17 protein-coding genes and 1 pseudogene are annotated in these 13,820 nt (G+C 31.9%); 17 read left to right on the top strand and 1 reads right to left on the bottom strand.

The genetic code is table 11. From position 1 onward, the window contains the following. The first annotated feature begins 83 nt into the window (after window positions 1–83). From GM661_RS13170 to GM661_RS13160, 3 genes are all read left to right on the top strand, one after another. On the top strand, window positions 84–872 hold the full coding sequence (locus GM661_RS13170) for an outer membrane lipoprotein-sorting protein (protein WP_230867248.1): 789 nt from the start codon (window positions 84–86) through the stop codon (window positions 870–872). A gap of 61 nt (window positions 873–933) precedes the next feature. Beyond that, the gene (locus GM661_RS13165; protein WP_230867247.1) at window positions 934–2,136 is read left to right on the top strand and encodes a DUF1302 family protein; all 1,203 of its coding nucleotides are present in this window, start codon (window positions 934–936) and stop codon (window positions 2,134–2,136) included. Between the two features lie 31 nt (window positions 2,137–2,167). Continuing rightward, window positions 2,168–4,609 carry an efflux RND transporter permease subunit gene (locus GM661_RS13160; protein ID WP_230867246.1) on the top strand — a complete coding sequence of 814 codons (2,442 nt, stop codon included), beginning with the start codon at window positions 2,168–2,170 and terminating at the stop codon, window positions 4,607–4,609. 133 nt (window positions 4,610–4,742) lie between these two features. Here GM661_RS13160 and kamA read toward each other — a convergent pair whose 3' ends face one another. Further along, entirely contained in the window at window positions 4,743–5,936 is a 1,194-nt protein-coding gene (gene kamA, locus GM661_RS13155; RefSeq protein WP_230867245.1) for a lysine 2,3-aminomutase, read from the bottom strand. Window positions 5,937–6,112: 176 nt separating this feature from the next. Here kamA and GM661_RS13150 point away from each other — a divergent pair, with 176 nt between their 5' ends. From GM661_RS13150 to GM661_RS13085, 14 genes and pseudogenes are all read left to right on the top strand, one after another. Further along, the gene (locus GM661_RS13150) at window positions 6,113–6,250 is read left to right on the top strand and encodes a hypothetical protein (protein ID WP_230867244.1); all 138 of its coding nucleotides are present in this window, start codon (window positions 6,113–6,115) and stop codon (window positions 6,248–6,250) included. A 183-nt stretch (window positions 6,251–6,433) separates the two neighbouring features. Then, on the top strand, window positions 6,434–7,876 hold the full coding sequence (locus GM661_RS13145; protein WP_230867243.1) for a sigma-54 interaction domain-containing protein: 1,443 nt from the start codon (window positions 6,434–6,436) through the stop codon (window positions 7,874–7,876). A gap of 106 nt (window positions 7,877–7,982) precedes the next feature. Further along, on the top strand, window positions 7,983–8,138 hold the full coding sequence (locus GM661_RS13140) for a metal-sensing transcriptional repressor (RefSeq protein WP_230867242.1): 156 nt from the start codon (window positions 7,983–7,985) through the stop codon (window positions 8,136–8,138). Window positions 8,139–8,260: 122 nt separating this feature from the next. Continuing rightward, entirely contained in the window at window positions 8,261–9,268 is a 1,008-nt protein-coding gene (locus GM661_RS13135) for an acetylserotonin O-methyltransferase (protein WP_230867241.1), read from the top strand. Window positions 9,269–9,287: 19 nt separating this feature from the next. Continuing rightward, window positions 9,288–9,761, top strand: coding sequence for a MarR family winged helix-turn-helix transcriptional regulator (locus GM661_RS13130; protein WP_230867240.1), 474 nt, complete (start codon window positions 9,288–9,290; stop codon window positions 9,759–9,761). Next, a complete protein-coding gene (locus GM661_RS13125; RefSeq protein ID WP_230867239.1) occupies window positions 9,709–10,134 on the top strand; it encodes an energy-coupling factor ABC transporter ATP-binding protein in 426 nt (141 codons plus the stop codon). Before GM661_RS13130 ends, GM661_RS13125 begins: the two co-directional genes overlap by 53 nt. Window positions 10,135–10,241: 107 nt before the next feature. Next, window positions 10,242–10,688: a MarR family winged helix-turn-helix transcriptional regulator gene (locus GM661_RS13120; protein WP_230867238.1), complete on the top strand. Its 447-nt coding sequence runs from the start codon at window positions 10,242–10,244 to the stop codon at window positions 10,686–10,688. Between the two features lie 122 nt (window positions 10,689–10,810). Further along, window positions 10,811–11,047, top strand: coding sequence for a hypothetical protein (locus tag GM661_RS13115; RefSeq protein ID WP_230867237.1), 237 nt, complete (start codon window positions 10,811–10,813; stop codon window positions 11,045–11,047). A gap of 186 nt (window positions 11,048–11,233) precedes the next feature. Further along, entirely contained in the window at window positions 11,234–11,464 is a 231-nt protein-coding gene (locus GM661_RS13110; RefSeq protein WP_230867236.1) for a hypothetical protein, read from the top strand. Window positions 11,465–11,734: 270 nt separating this feature from the next. Next, window positions 11,735–12,047: pseudogene (locus GM661_RS13105) on the top strand (ABC transporter ATP-binding protein); the annotation flags it as partial. Further along, complete coding sequence (locus GM661_RS13100) at window positions 12,047–12,778, top strand: transglutaminase-like domain-containing protein (RefSeq protein WP_230867235.1); 732 nt, start codon at window positions 12,047–12,049, stop codon at window positions 12,776–12,778. The pseudogene GM661_RS13105 and the gene GM661_RS13100, both read left to right, overlap by 1 nt. A 153-nt stretch (window positions 12,779–12,931) precedes the next feature. Further along, complete coding sequence (locus tag GM661_RS13095) at window positions 12,932–13,360, top strand: hypothetical protein (protein WP_230867234.1); 429 nt, start codon at window positions 12,932–12,934, stop codon at window positions 13,358–13,360. 21 nt (window positions 13,361–13,381) lie between these two features. Continuing rightward, window positions 13,382–13,555, top strand: a complete 174-nt coding sequence (locus GM661_RS13090; RefSeq protein WP_230867233.1) for a hypothetical protein — start codon at window positions 13,382–13,384, stop codon at window positions 13,553–13,555. 14 nt (window positions 13,556–13,569) lie between these two features. Continuing rightward, a complete protein-coding gene (locus GM661_RS13085; protein WP_230867232.1) occupies window positions 13,570–13,791 on the top strand; it encodes a hypothetical protein in 222 nt (73 codons plus the stop codon). Window positions 13,792–13,820 lie beyond the last annotated feature (29 nt).

Raw genomic sequence — 13,820 nt, 5'->3', positions numbered from 1 at the left:
TGTTCAGAGAATAGTTGTACCCGTTGGTTTAGTTCATTTTAGCTGATAGTTTTAAATAATAATAAATTTGAGGTGAAATTAAAATGAGAAATAGAATATTATTAGTGTTTTTATTGTTAATCTTAGTGCTTGGAACTGTTGTTCAGGCAGCTGAACTGACAGGGAGAGATATTATGGTGAAGGTTGATAATAGGGATGATGGTGATACAAGGAAGGCAAAAATGGTAATGACCTTAATCAATAATGTAGGTGATAAGCGGATAAGAGAGGTAGTAAGTTATCAGAAAGACTATGGGAAAGACACTAAAGCAATTATGATCTTTGAAAGCCCGGGAGATGTGAAGGGTACAGGTTATTTAAGCTGGGAGTATGATGACGAGGATAAGGAAGATAATAGATGGCTTTATATGCCTGCTTTACGAAAAATAAGGAGAATCAGTGGGAGTTCCAATGATGACTATTTTATGGGAACAGATTTCACCTATGATGATATGGGAGACAGGAATGTAGATGAAGATGAGCATACCTTATTGCGAGAAGAAGAGCTAAATGGGTATCAATGCTGGGTTATTCAATCAATTCCTAAAGAAATTGATGAAGGGGATTATACCAAGAAGATATCCTGGATAAGACAGGATATAGCTATGGCAATAAAGACTGACTACTATAACGAATATGGTTTACTAAAAACCTACCAGGCTAAAGATATTGTCGAGATAGATGGGATCTGGACCCCTAAACAAAGGTTAATGGTTAACAAACAGGATGAACACCAGACTATTATAGATATGACAGAACTTAAATTTAATGTAGCAATGGATGATAATCTATTTAGGACCTCAATGTTAAAACGGGGGAATATCAGATATTAGTGAAATGACCAATAAAATTGCCAGTTGATATTATCAATTGGCAATTAGCTGGAGGTGTAGGATGAGAAAACCGCTAGTATTTTCTTTATTAATTATAGTGTTTTTAATTTTTGCAGTTAATAATGTTTTAGCTCAGGGACTCCAATTTGATGGTTTTTTAGAAAGCTATTATTCGATAAAATTAAAAGACGATCATGATTTTATTGGTGAACGTTCAAGGTTTAGATTAAATCTTAGGAATAGTAGTGATAATATGTATATGTTTGCCTCTTTAAATGGGGTTAGTAATGGAATAATAGAAGATGATGAGTTAGAAGTAGAGATCCATGAAGCCTATCTTGAATATACCCAGCCCCTGTGGGATGTAAAAATTGGCAGACAGATCTATAGCTGGGGGAAGGCAGATGGAGTAAGGATAACGGATGTGCTTTCACCCTGTGACTATAGTGAATTTATTACCAGGGATTTTGATGAGATAAGGATACCGGTAGATTCAGTAAAATACAGATATTTGTTTCCTATGGCTGATTTAGAGTTAGTCTGGATTCCTACCTTTACAGAGCCAGTATACCCTGGGGATGAGGATAATCCCTGGTATGTGGAAAAAGGTATTAAGGTAAATTCAGCAGAAGAGGTTGAAAATGAGTTAGGGAATAGTGAACTGGCAGCAAGATTGTCTTTTTATCTAAACGGAATAGACTTTTCCTTTTCAACAGCCTATTTATGGGATGATGAAGCTACCTATCATAAAACAGGTGCTACCTTTACACCAGAATACCATCGTTTAAGATTCTACGGTCTTGATTTATCAAAACCAGTAAATGATTTTGTAATCAGGTTTGAGTCAGCCTATTATCAGGGCAAATATTTTTCTGCTGATAATAATTGTGGACTATTGGAAAGGGATTATGTTCATTCTTTAGCAGGTTTAGACTGGTATCCTGGAAACAACTGGACAGTAACTACCCAGCTTACCAATAAATATATCTTTGATTATGAAGATGAAATAGAAGAAGATGAGAGTCAGACTATCCTGACATTAAATCTAAGCAAGAAGTTCTATAGAGAGACCCTTGAACTTGCTAATATGGTTTATTATGAAACCGATGAGAGGGATGGTTTTAATAGAATTTCTTTAGATTATGCAGTAAATGACAACCTTCATTTCTTAACAGGGATAGATTATTTCTTTGGGGATGAAGGGGAGTTTGCAAACTATGATGATAATGATTCATTATGGGTAAAGGTTAAATATAATTTTTAATTTACATAACTTAAGTGAGGTGAGTGTTTAGATGAACTTAGAAAAAATAAATACTAAGTTTAGAGCATTAGGTAAAAAAATAATAAAATACCGTTATTTAATTTTAATTATGTTTGTTCTTTTGCTTGGTTTTGCTTTTAACGGATTGAAGGGGATAGAAAGTGATTCTTCTAATGATGCCTGGTATTTTGATGATGATCCGGTAATAGTATTAGAGAATAGATTCGAAAGGATGTTTGGTAATACAGATATATTTGCGGTACATGTTCAGCTTGATGATGTTTTTAAGAAAGAGAATCTAGAAAAAATAAGGGAGTTAACAGAGGAGTTAGAAGATAAAGTCCCTTTAGTAGATGATATAATTTCGATTACAGATTTCGAATATATTAATGGTACAGACTGGGGTATAGATATTGGTGATCTTATACCTGAGGAAATACCAGATAATGCAAAAGAACTAGCTGAATTAAAGAGAAGAGCTTTAGCAAAAAAATCGCTTTTTAATAGGTTGGTTTCTGATGATGGAAAAGAGACCTGGATTTTAGGTAATTTAAAAAAAGACCCAGATAATTGGCGAAAAAACAAAGACTATCTAACTTATTTACAGAATAAAGCTAAAGAGTATCATGAACTATATAAGGAATTTGATTTATCAAAACCTGTTGCTCCAAATTATATTACCGGGAAGGTAGTAAATAAAATTGCCCGTCAGGAAAAGTATAAGGATTTAAATCCTAGAACAACTGGAATGCCTTGCATAAATGTAGATAAAAGGGGTTTTTTTGCTAAAGAAACACCGCGCTTGATGGGGTTAGGCTTAATAATATCAGTAATTTTATTAGGAATATTTTTGCGTTCATGGAGAGGGGTTATTTTCCCGATTATTACTGCTATAGGGACAATGATTATTACCTTAGGGATTGAAGGATATTTTAAAACAACAGTCCAACCTTCAATACTTCCCATGCCTTTATTTTTAGGTTTAGCGGTAGCGGTAGGTTATTCAATTCATCTCTTTAATTTTTTTAAAAAAGAACTATTAAAAACAGGAAAGAGAAAAGAAGCAGTAGTAATAGCAATAGAAAAGACAGGCTGGCCCCTTTTATTTACTGCTTTAACAACTATTTTTGCTTTAATGTCGTTTGTGTTTATTAAAATAAAGTCTTTAAATTGGGTTGGATATACTACTGCTGGAATAGTAGCTGTTACTTATTTGTTGATTTTAATAGTTTTCCCGATTTTTTTGAGTTTTGGAAGGGATAAAAAAGTTACTGCTAAAATAAATAATAAAAAAACTAGCGGACTGGAAGAAAAACTAGGTAATTTTGGGAAATGGACTTTGAATAATACTAAACCAATAATAATTATCTTTATTGTTTTAACACTGGTATCTGTCTATGGAATAACAAAAACTGAAGTGGATTTTGATAATGAAAGGACAATGGGGAGGAAAATTCCTTATGTAGATAGGATGTTAAGTGCAGGGGAAACGAAAATTGGTTCTTTATATAGTTATGATATAGGGATTGAGTTTGAAAAAGATAATATAGTTAAAGACCCGGAATTTTTACAGAAATTAGATATATTTATTCAGGAGATAGAAGAATTTCCGCTTACTAAAAGGACTACTTCACTTTTAGATACATTGAAGGAATTAAATCAGGTTTTAAATGATGGCAGTCTTGAATATTATAAAATACCCGAGACAGGACCGATGGTAGCTCAAACATTACTATTATATGAAAATGCTGGAGGAAATGAAATAGATAAATGGGTTGATTATAACTATAAAAAATTGCGGATTAGAGTGGAAATTTCTGACTATAAACAAAAGGAAATATCTGACGAACTTCAAAAAATAGAACAGCTGGGCCAGGAATTTTTTCCAGAGGGCAAGGTGTTTGTCAGTGGATCGATTGCCAAATATACAGATATGATGTATAAGGTTTCACTAGGTCAAGTAAAGGCTTTTTTAATTGCAATGCTTATAATTGCTGTTTTAATGATGATTGTCTTTGCCAGTGTCAAGGTGGGTTTAATTGGATTAATTCCTAATATATCACCGGCTCTAGCGGTTGGAGGGGTTATGGGAATTTTCGGCATTCCTTTTGATATGATGACTTCAGTAATAATTCCAATGTTAATGGGACTGGCCGTAGATGATACAATTCATTTCATTAATCATGCTAAATATGAATACCAGAAGAGGGGAGATTATGTTTTATCTATAGAAGATACCTTTAGGACAGTTGGAAAATCTTTGTTTATGACTTCCCTAATATTAATCTTGAATTTTACAGCATATTTGACCTCTATTGTTAAATTTTATGTTCATTTTGGAATTTTAGCGGGAGTAGGGATTTTAGTAGCGCTTTTAGCTGATTATTTTGTGACCCCAATATGTTTAAATATTACTAAACCCTTTGATGAAAAATATAAAAATATAGATAATGAATCAAAAGATTTTTCATAAGCTATAAGACAAGAGATATTTGTGTTATTAAAATAACACAAATATCTTTTGCTTTTTATTTTGAATAAGAAAGGATGAATGGCTACTTATCATCTTGCTGAACATCTGTTAAGAGAAGTTATGGGTTTATATTTTATTCTAAAGAAAATTTTTCATTTTGGGCTAATTTGCTGACTCCTTTTGTGCCTTTAGCTATATCATGATTACTTGGCTTGAAACCGGGTTCAGTATAGGCGAAGATTTTACCTTCATAATTCCTTAAGATTACTTTTCCCTCAGATTGTGATATTAAATATTGTGGGCTGACAGGGATTTTACCACCACCTCCAGGTGCATCAATAACATAAGTAGGAACTGCCATTCCTGTAGTGTGTTGTCTGAGGGATTCAATTATTTCGATTCCTCTGCTTACGGGGGTGCGGAAGTGTTCGATTCCCTGAGAAAGATCACATTGATAGAGGTAATAGGGTTTAATTCTAATCCTAAGAAGGTCTTGAACTAACTGTCTCATAACTGCTGGTTGTTCATTAATTCCTTTTAATAATACTGATTGGTTACCTATAGGTATTCCGGCATCATTTAATTTTGCAGCAGCAGCTGCACTACTCGGATTTATTTCCATGGGGTGATTAAATTGGACATTAACATAGATTGGCTGGTATTTTTTTAACATTTTTACCAGTTTATTAGTAATTCTCTGGGGCATAACACAGGGAGTCCTTGTGCCTAGCCGAATTATTTCAACATGATGTATTTTATATATTTTACTAATGATTTCTTCTAATTTGTCATCAGACATGAGAAGTGCATCTCCACCTGATAAAAGCACATCTCGTACCTCAGAATGATTTTTAATGTAATCAATTGCTTTTTCTATTTGACTAACTGGTAGGGCCTTATCTTTTATACCTGCGAATCTACGTCTTGTACAGTGGCGGCAGTACATAGAGCATTGATCTGTAATTAATAATAAAACCCTGTCCGGGTATCGATGAGTTAGGCCTGGAACTGGTGAGTCAATATCTTCATAGAGTGGGTCTTCCATATCGGCATTCCCTAGATGTAATTCTTTAGATGTGGGAACTGCCTGTTTGCGAATAGGACAATTTCTATCTTCAGGGTCCATTAATGTTGCATAATAAGGGGTGATAGCCATCCTTAATGTGCTAAGAGAATCTTCAATTTCTCTTGTCTCCTGATCACTAAGGTTTATTACTTTTTTTAAGTTTTCTACGGTGGTAATTCTGTTCTTAACTTGCCAGTTCCAATCATTCCATTCTTCTTCTGATGTGTTTTTCCAGAGACTTATTTCATGATAGTTACGCATTAGATTTTCTCCTTCTTTCAATTGGTTTTTACTATTTTATTTGTCATAAATCCAATAATATATCTTGCATAAATTATTCCATATTTACAAGAAGTAGTGCCAGCACTATTTCTTGTAAAAACAGAAGTAAAAGATACCTTCATGTCACTCCTGTGGCAGTGTCAGGGGAATAGAAGTTGTTAAAACTTAAAGTCGATAACATAGTATTAAAGAATAAAATTTTATTCTTTAGAGGAGGAAATGCAAGAAAAACTGCAGTAAGTAAGTTTATATTAAGGGATAGTATATTAGTATATAATGAACTGCTTTTCTAATAAAGGATTATTGATTCTACTGGAAAGCTGGAATAAGTATAGAATCTTTAAGACCAGTATATTTATTATTTAGATAGGTCTATACATGCAAAATATTTTTCATAAAGAAGAAAGATATTTTGCATGTAGTGCAGGATATTTTGTGTTCGGCTTGAATAATAGGTTAAGAGGTGGTGAATTTTTATGATACAGTTTGATGATAAAAATCTTAGATTTATTCTTAATTCATTGGATGAAGGAATACATATTGTTAATCAGGAGGGTTATACCATATTTTATAATAGAAAGGTTTCTGAAATTGATGGGCTTGACCCTGAAGAAGTATTAGGCAAAAATGTTTTTGAAACATATCCTTCACTGACCTTAGAAACAAGTACTTTAATGAAAACACTCAAAGAAAAAAAGGGGATAAGTAATTATCAACAAACATTTATTAATTGCCGCGGGAAAAAAATTACTACTATAAATAGTACTATCCCTTTAAACTTTGAGAATGGAGAAACAGGTGCTATGGAGGTTTCCCGGGATATTACCCAGTTAAAGGAATTAGTAAATAATATAAACGCTCTGCGTACAGATATTATAAAAAAGCGCCAAAAGAAAAAAAGCATTAGTCAAAAATTCAGTAATAGTACCAGCTATAGTTTTAAAGATATTGTGGGTAAGAGTAAAACAATACAGAAGGCCCTACAGATGGCTATTAAGGCTGCTGATAGTGATTCCTCAGTTTTACTGGCTGGGGAAACAGGAACTGGAAAAGAATTATTTGCTCAGGGTATTCATACTGCAAGTCGGAGAAATAGTAGACCATTTATTGCTCAAAATTGTGCTGCTTTACCGAAAGACCTTTTAGAAGGCTTACTTTTTGGTACAGAAAAAGGGGGATTTACTGGTGCTAGAAGTCGCGCAGGTCTTTTTGAAGATGCTGATGGTGGTAGTATACTATTAGATGAAATTAATGCTATGGATCCTGCATTACAGGCAAAATTATTAAGGGTTTTACAGGAGAAAAAAGTTAGAAGAATAGGAGGTCAAAAAGAGATAGATATTGATGTCAGAATTATTGCTACCATTAATGAATCAGCAGAAATAAACCTTAAGGAAAACAAATTGAGAGAGGATCTTTTTTATAGATTAAGTGTGGTTTATATTGAAATTCCCCCTCTTCGTGAGCGCGAGGGGGATATTCAGCTTTTGACTGAGCATTTTATTAATAAATATAATAAAAAGTTTTCTAGGTCTATTAAAGGTATTACAGTAGAGATGGGGAAGGTATTTAATAATTATAACTGGCCGGGAAATGTTCGGGAATTACAGCATGTTATTGAAAGCAGTTTTAATATCCTGCAGAATGCAAATAAATTAGGTGTAAATGCTATTCCTCAATATATAAAAGGGCGTATGGAAAAAAAAGCAAATTTAAAAGATGATCTTGGCTTACTTATTTCAGGTAATAAACTCCCTCCATTAGAAGAAACCCTAGAAAATATTGAAGCTAATCTGATTCAGATGGCATTAAAAAGAACAGCTGGGAATATTAGTGCTGCTGCAAGAGAACTAAAAATTTCCAGACAATCTTTACAGTATAAAATAAAAAAATATGATTTGACAATAGTCCATAGATAATAAATTACATTTAATTTGTGGGAAAAGAAGGGGACTATACTTTTGTTTTGGCCTTGACATTATTTTTATAATAGGTTATATTATCCTCAGGAGGGGGTTCATAATTATGTCAGACTTAAATGAAAAAAAAAATGAAAGTAGTCACCATCATCCAAACCTAAAACAAATATCCCATCGTTTTTTGCGGATTATTGGTCATACTAAAGCCATAAAAAAGATGGTTGAAGAGGGAAGGGATTGTCAAATAAATAAAATAAATTAATTTATAACCCTTAAGTGAATAAGCATCTAATCGTAAGTGATGAAAGGATTTCTTAATTAATATATACTAACTTTATAAACTAGTTAGGTTTACCTAATAATTTTAAAAAATGAGGTGAAATCTTGTACCAGCCAAAAGAAAATTCTAAATTATATCATAGGCTTCTTCATCAAAAACGGGAAACTGAGCTTTTTTTATCTGCAGTTCGCCTAAATATATTTTCATATCTGGAGGAGTGGACAACAGCAAAGATAGTAGCGGAAAGAACAGGATTTAATGAACGCAACTTAGATCTTTTCTTTAATGCTCTTGCCTGTATAGGGCTGCTTGAAAAAGGAGAGGGAATTTATCGCAATACCTCTCAAAGCAATGAATTTTTGAATCAAAGAAGTCCCATATATTTAGGAGAATGGATTTTGTTCCGGGAAGAAATGATGTCTTTAAAACAGCTGGATGAGCGGATTAAAAATGGTCCTGTAGATGAAATTGTACGTAATAATAAGGGTGTAGAGGTATATGATTTTTATGAAGCGGCACGGGTCAGTATTTCCGAGATGTATTCAGGTAGAGTTCAATCATTTGTGAAAGTTGCATTAAGTTTATTTAAGAATGATTTTCCTAAAAAAATTTTGGATCTTGGGGGTGGTTCCGGTGTTCTTGTTATGGAGCTGGTTTCTCTTTTCCCGGATTGTTCTGGCGTAATCTTTGAGTACCCTGGTGTAGCTGTCTTAGCTCGAAAGCTTGTGGCAGAACGAGGTCTAACCCAACAGGTTAGTGTTCTTGAAGGGGATTTTACTGTTGATAGTATTGGTGGAGATTATGACCTGATAATTGCATCAGGAATTCTAGATTTTGCTAGAGACCATCTTAATACACTGATGGATAAAATGTATCATGCCCTGACAGCTAGCGGGTATTTATACGTAGTGACCCATAATATAAGTGAGGATTATCAAAGACCACCAGAGAGTATTCTCGGGTGGCTGTCAAGTCATCTGGAGGGTCTGGACATTTTGCTTTCTAAGAAGACAGTTGACAGTGCTTTAAAACAACATGGCTTCAGACGTGTACATATTAATGACGTGAATGGTATATTTAAAGGTCTGCAAGGTGAATTTTATTCAAAGTAAAGCTATGGGGATAGATATTATGAACAAATTATCAAATCAAGTTATCAATAAATTCATTAAAATGACCGAGCGGATTTCCAATGGTAAGATGAATGTATTGGAATTTGCTCCAGAGGGGATGACTTTTTACCGTGGTGAAATCCATATGATAAAAATGATTGGTGATCATCCAGGGACCTTTATTTCAGAGATGGCCCGAAATTTTAATGTAACCCGGGCGGTAGTAGCTAAAACTGTCGGTAAACTTGAAGAAAACGGTTTTTTAAAAAAAGAGGAAGACCCCCGTGATAAAAGACGTTTTTGTCTATTTTTGACTGATAAAGGCTTACAGGCCTATGAGTTACACAATGAATATCATCAAAAATATGACCGCCCTTTGTTTGAATATCTTGAAAGTTTGCAGGAGGTTGACTTGAAACTAATACAGGAATTCCTTAAATATGTTTTTAGAAGTCAGGGAAAGGGTCGGGTATTTATTTCAGGATTCAGATAACCAGTTATTCTGTCCTACAGTAGAAGAAGATATTGCCTTTGGTCCTTTGAATCTGGGAAAAAGTAAGCAGAGAGTACTGGAAATTGTCCGTAATACCCTGGAATTAGTAGAAATGAACGGTTTTGAAAAAAGGGTTACTTACAATCTATCTCAAGGCGAAAAAAAGATAATATCTTTTGCAGCAGTGCTGGCTATGGAACCGGAAGTACTACTGCTGGATGAGCCATTTGCCAGTCTTGATGAAAAAGCTATAGAAAGAATGGTTAATATTTTAAACAGGATATCTCAACCATATATAATAGTATCACATAATAATGACTTGTTAAATACTGTGATAAATAAATCTTATCACATGAAAGATTTATGCTCTTAAACTAGAAAATATACTTGACAAAATTATTAACCATGTGTACAATATATATAATGATTAAAATTATATTATACTAATTATATATGTTAAAATGTTGTTGGGGTGTTTAAATGAAAAGGTATAGCAAAATAGTTGATTTATTTTTAAGGGCTCATAATAAATTTAATTTACTTGAAAGTGAACCAAGGGATTTTAGTACTGGGGATTTGTTGTATTCTACCGAAATTCATACAATAGTTGCTATTGGTGAAAAACCGGCTATTAATTTAACACAACTAGCTGAAAATTTAGGTGTTTCTAAAAGCGCTGTATCTAAATTTATAAAAAAACTTTTAAAGAAAGGATATGTTCTTAAGAGTAGACCTGTTGGTAACCACAAAGAGGTGATATTTAATCTTACTGATAGAGGTAAAACAGCTTTTAAAGGACATGAAGAGTTTTCTCGTGAAATATTTGGGAGTTTGTATGATATTTTGGAAAATATAGCAGATAGAGAAATTATAACAATTGAAAATTTCTTAAAAAAGTTGAACGAAGAATTAGATGACATTAAATAAATTTTTTTAATAAGATATTAACCTGGTTAACATTTTTTTAGTTTTGAGGATAATATACTAGCAAATTACTTAAAGATGATTATAAAATTAAGACTAAAAGCATTATAGGGGAGAGATTTATTTTGTATAGTTTAGGAATAGATATAGGATATTCATCTCTTAAAGTAGTATTATTAGATACTAGTAGTGAGATAAAATATTTTAAGTATTTAGTACATAAAGGAAGAGTTAAAGTAACTTTAAAGAATGCTATTAATGATTTGTTAAGAAATTATAACTTTCATAATATAAAATATGGTGCTGTAACAGGTAGAGAAAGTAAGTTTTTGACTAAAAATGAAGGAAAAGTTCATAAATGAAGTAGCTGCAATAGTAGAGGCAGTATTAAGATAAATAATAATATTGCTTCAATCATTGAAATTAGTGGTCAAACTGCAAAATATATAACTGAGTTTAGTGAAGATGACAAATCGAGAATAAATATTTCAATAAAATCTGATTGCTCTGCTGGGACAGGTTCATTTTTAGAAGAACAGGTTTCTAGAATGAATTTAAATTTAGAAGATTATTCAACTTATGTAAATAAGGCTAAGTCAATACCTAGATATTATTATAATGAAACTAACAAATCGACAGGAAGTGGAAGCAAAGTAGATGTAGAAGACTATTGCTTGCTTAATTTGGTTTTGAATAAAAAGATTAAAGATAATTATAAGGTCTTTTTGAAAATCAATAACTTGCTAGATGTTGATGATGTTGGTATGGATAGGTTATAGATGGAACAGAGTATTCTGTGGGAATGAAAGTGGAATTTTAAGTGGATTACCTGGGAACAGACGAGACTTGAGGGTTTCCTTGATTTTTTTCTTATTTCAACATTCTTATTTCAACTCAAAAGAACACTTGACAAAATTATTAACCAGGTGTACAATATAATTAAAAGTAAGTTGCTATCAGCAATTTTACAAAAAAGCATTTATAAGTCTTTGAATGAAAGAATAAGACAAAAATTTTTAATAAAATATTAACCTTGTTAACAATATTTAATTGCCAGGGTTCTCTTGAAAGATGCTCCTATTGTTATACTTGATGAAATGACAAGTAATGTTGATCCGCTTAATGAAAAAAAGATTCAAGAGGCGATGAGTAATCTGGCTGTTGAAAAAACAGTAATCGTTATTGCTCATCATTTAAAGACAATTAGAAATGCTGATAAAATTATTGTTTTCAATTGTTGAGACAGGAAAACATCATGAGCTAATGCAAAATGAAGGGTTGTATAAAGAACTTTGGGATGCTCGAGAAAAGGCGAAAGAGTGGAAGTTGTATAGTATTAAACAAATTAGGAGTGAATGCTAATGTTAAGGAAAACTATGTTAGTAGTTTTATTAAGTTTATTTTTATTAGATTTTTCTTCGATAAAAGGAAATTGTGAGGAATATGAAGATGACTTATTAAAAAAAACAACCCAAGAAGTAATTGCGGGGGCAGAAACCGATGTAGAAAAAGCAGAGAAAATATATTATTTTATTAGAGATGAAATTAAATTCGGGTGGCTTTTTCCACAAGCAATTCCTGTAGAAGAGGTATTAAAAAATAAAAAGGGAGTTTGTATGCAGAAAGCAAATTTGCTGGTTGCAATGGCAAGAGAAGCTGGATTAAAAGCGAGGTTTCATTTTATGTATGTACGTAAAAACGCATTGGAAGATTTTTTGCCTGGATTTGCTTATAAAAGGTGGTCAAACCCATTTGCCCATACTTTTCCTGAAATCCATTTAAATGGTAAATGGGTATCAATGGAAGCTACTTTTGATAAAGAACTTCACGAAATTTGTATTAAAAAGAAGATTAATTTTGGAAAATATAAAGATATTGTTGAAGATATATCGATTGAATTTTCACCAGATGGGGTAAAAGGACATCAGCAATATGTTCACGTAGAAGGGATGGAGTCTTTTTATGGAGAAGATTTGTCTGAGTTTGTTAAATATCTCCATGCAGATGTTCCGTGGTGGAAGAGAATGTTACAGCCGATGATATTTAGAAAAGCACAGAATATTATGGATGAATTAAGAGATAAAACTAAGTAATAATCTATTATTATGTATGGTGATTTTATTTGAGCAATTGATTTTCTAGTAAAAGTAAGTTGATTTTTAAAAATCAACTTACTTTTACTAGAATTTATAAATGTTATTCTTATAAATTAACAAACATACTAAAACAAGGAGTGATTAAATATAATGTCCATTTCGTCAAAAATAATTTCTGATAAAGAAAGTATTGATTTAAATGAGTATAAAGATTTATTTGTTATGACAAAAGATGCGGCTTTTATTACAAAATCTTTAGAAAGAGTTTCTAATGTTGTACCTATTCACTCAAAACATATTCTTTCTAAAGATCAAATTTTAATTACTGATCAATTTATGAATAAAACAAAAAATAATATTATTAAGGAAGCAAATGCTATGCTTGCTATTGAAGATAAAAATATTTTATACAAAATAAGTGGTAAGTGTAAATATGAAAATGAAGGTTCATATTATGAAAAAGCAGTTCAAATGGTTGAAGAATATGCTAAAACAAAAGCAAAAAACAAAAAGATAAAGATAAAATGTAAGGGGATAATTATTATGGATATTAAAAAGATAGAAAAAATACAACTATAAGTTAAAAGGTGGGATGAGAAAATGAATAAATTGAGTGTCAAAGAAGATATCATAAAATATTCAAACACATCTAGTAATTGTTTTGTCAGTATTTTAAATGAGAAAAATGAAATTGAAGTGTTTTCAGTAAAATACAAATATGTTCTTGATAATGTAATATTACTGGGGATTAAAAAAAAGAAGCAAAGTATTTAAATGCTACACCTGAAATGAAAATCTCTATTGCTATCTGGAAAAAAATTAAAGGGTATCAATATAAAGGTAAAGTAATTTCAGATCTTGAGGGGAAAAATAATTCTGAGCAGGTAGAACAATTTAAAAATATCCTGTTAGATAATAAAGTTGATATATCTGCTATAGATATAGTGATTTGTAAAATTGATTTTCTTTATCATCTCACTCCTGGTAAGTTTGCTGGAAAATTAGTGTGATTAAATTTAGAGTATAATTATTTTGTGAT

The sequence above is a fragment of the Iocasia fonsfrigidae genome (assembly GCF_017751145.1).
In the GTDB taxonomy this organism is placed as follows: Bacteria; Bacillota; Halanaerobiia; order Halanaerobiales; family DTU029; genus Iocasia; species Iocasia fonsfrigidae.
The sequence above is the reverse complement of the archived record's forward strand: the minus strand, read 5'-3'. Positions and strand labels throughout refer to the sequence as shown.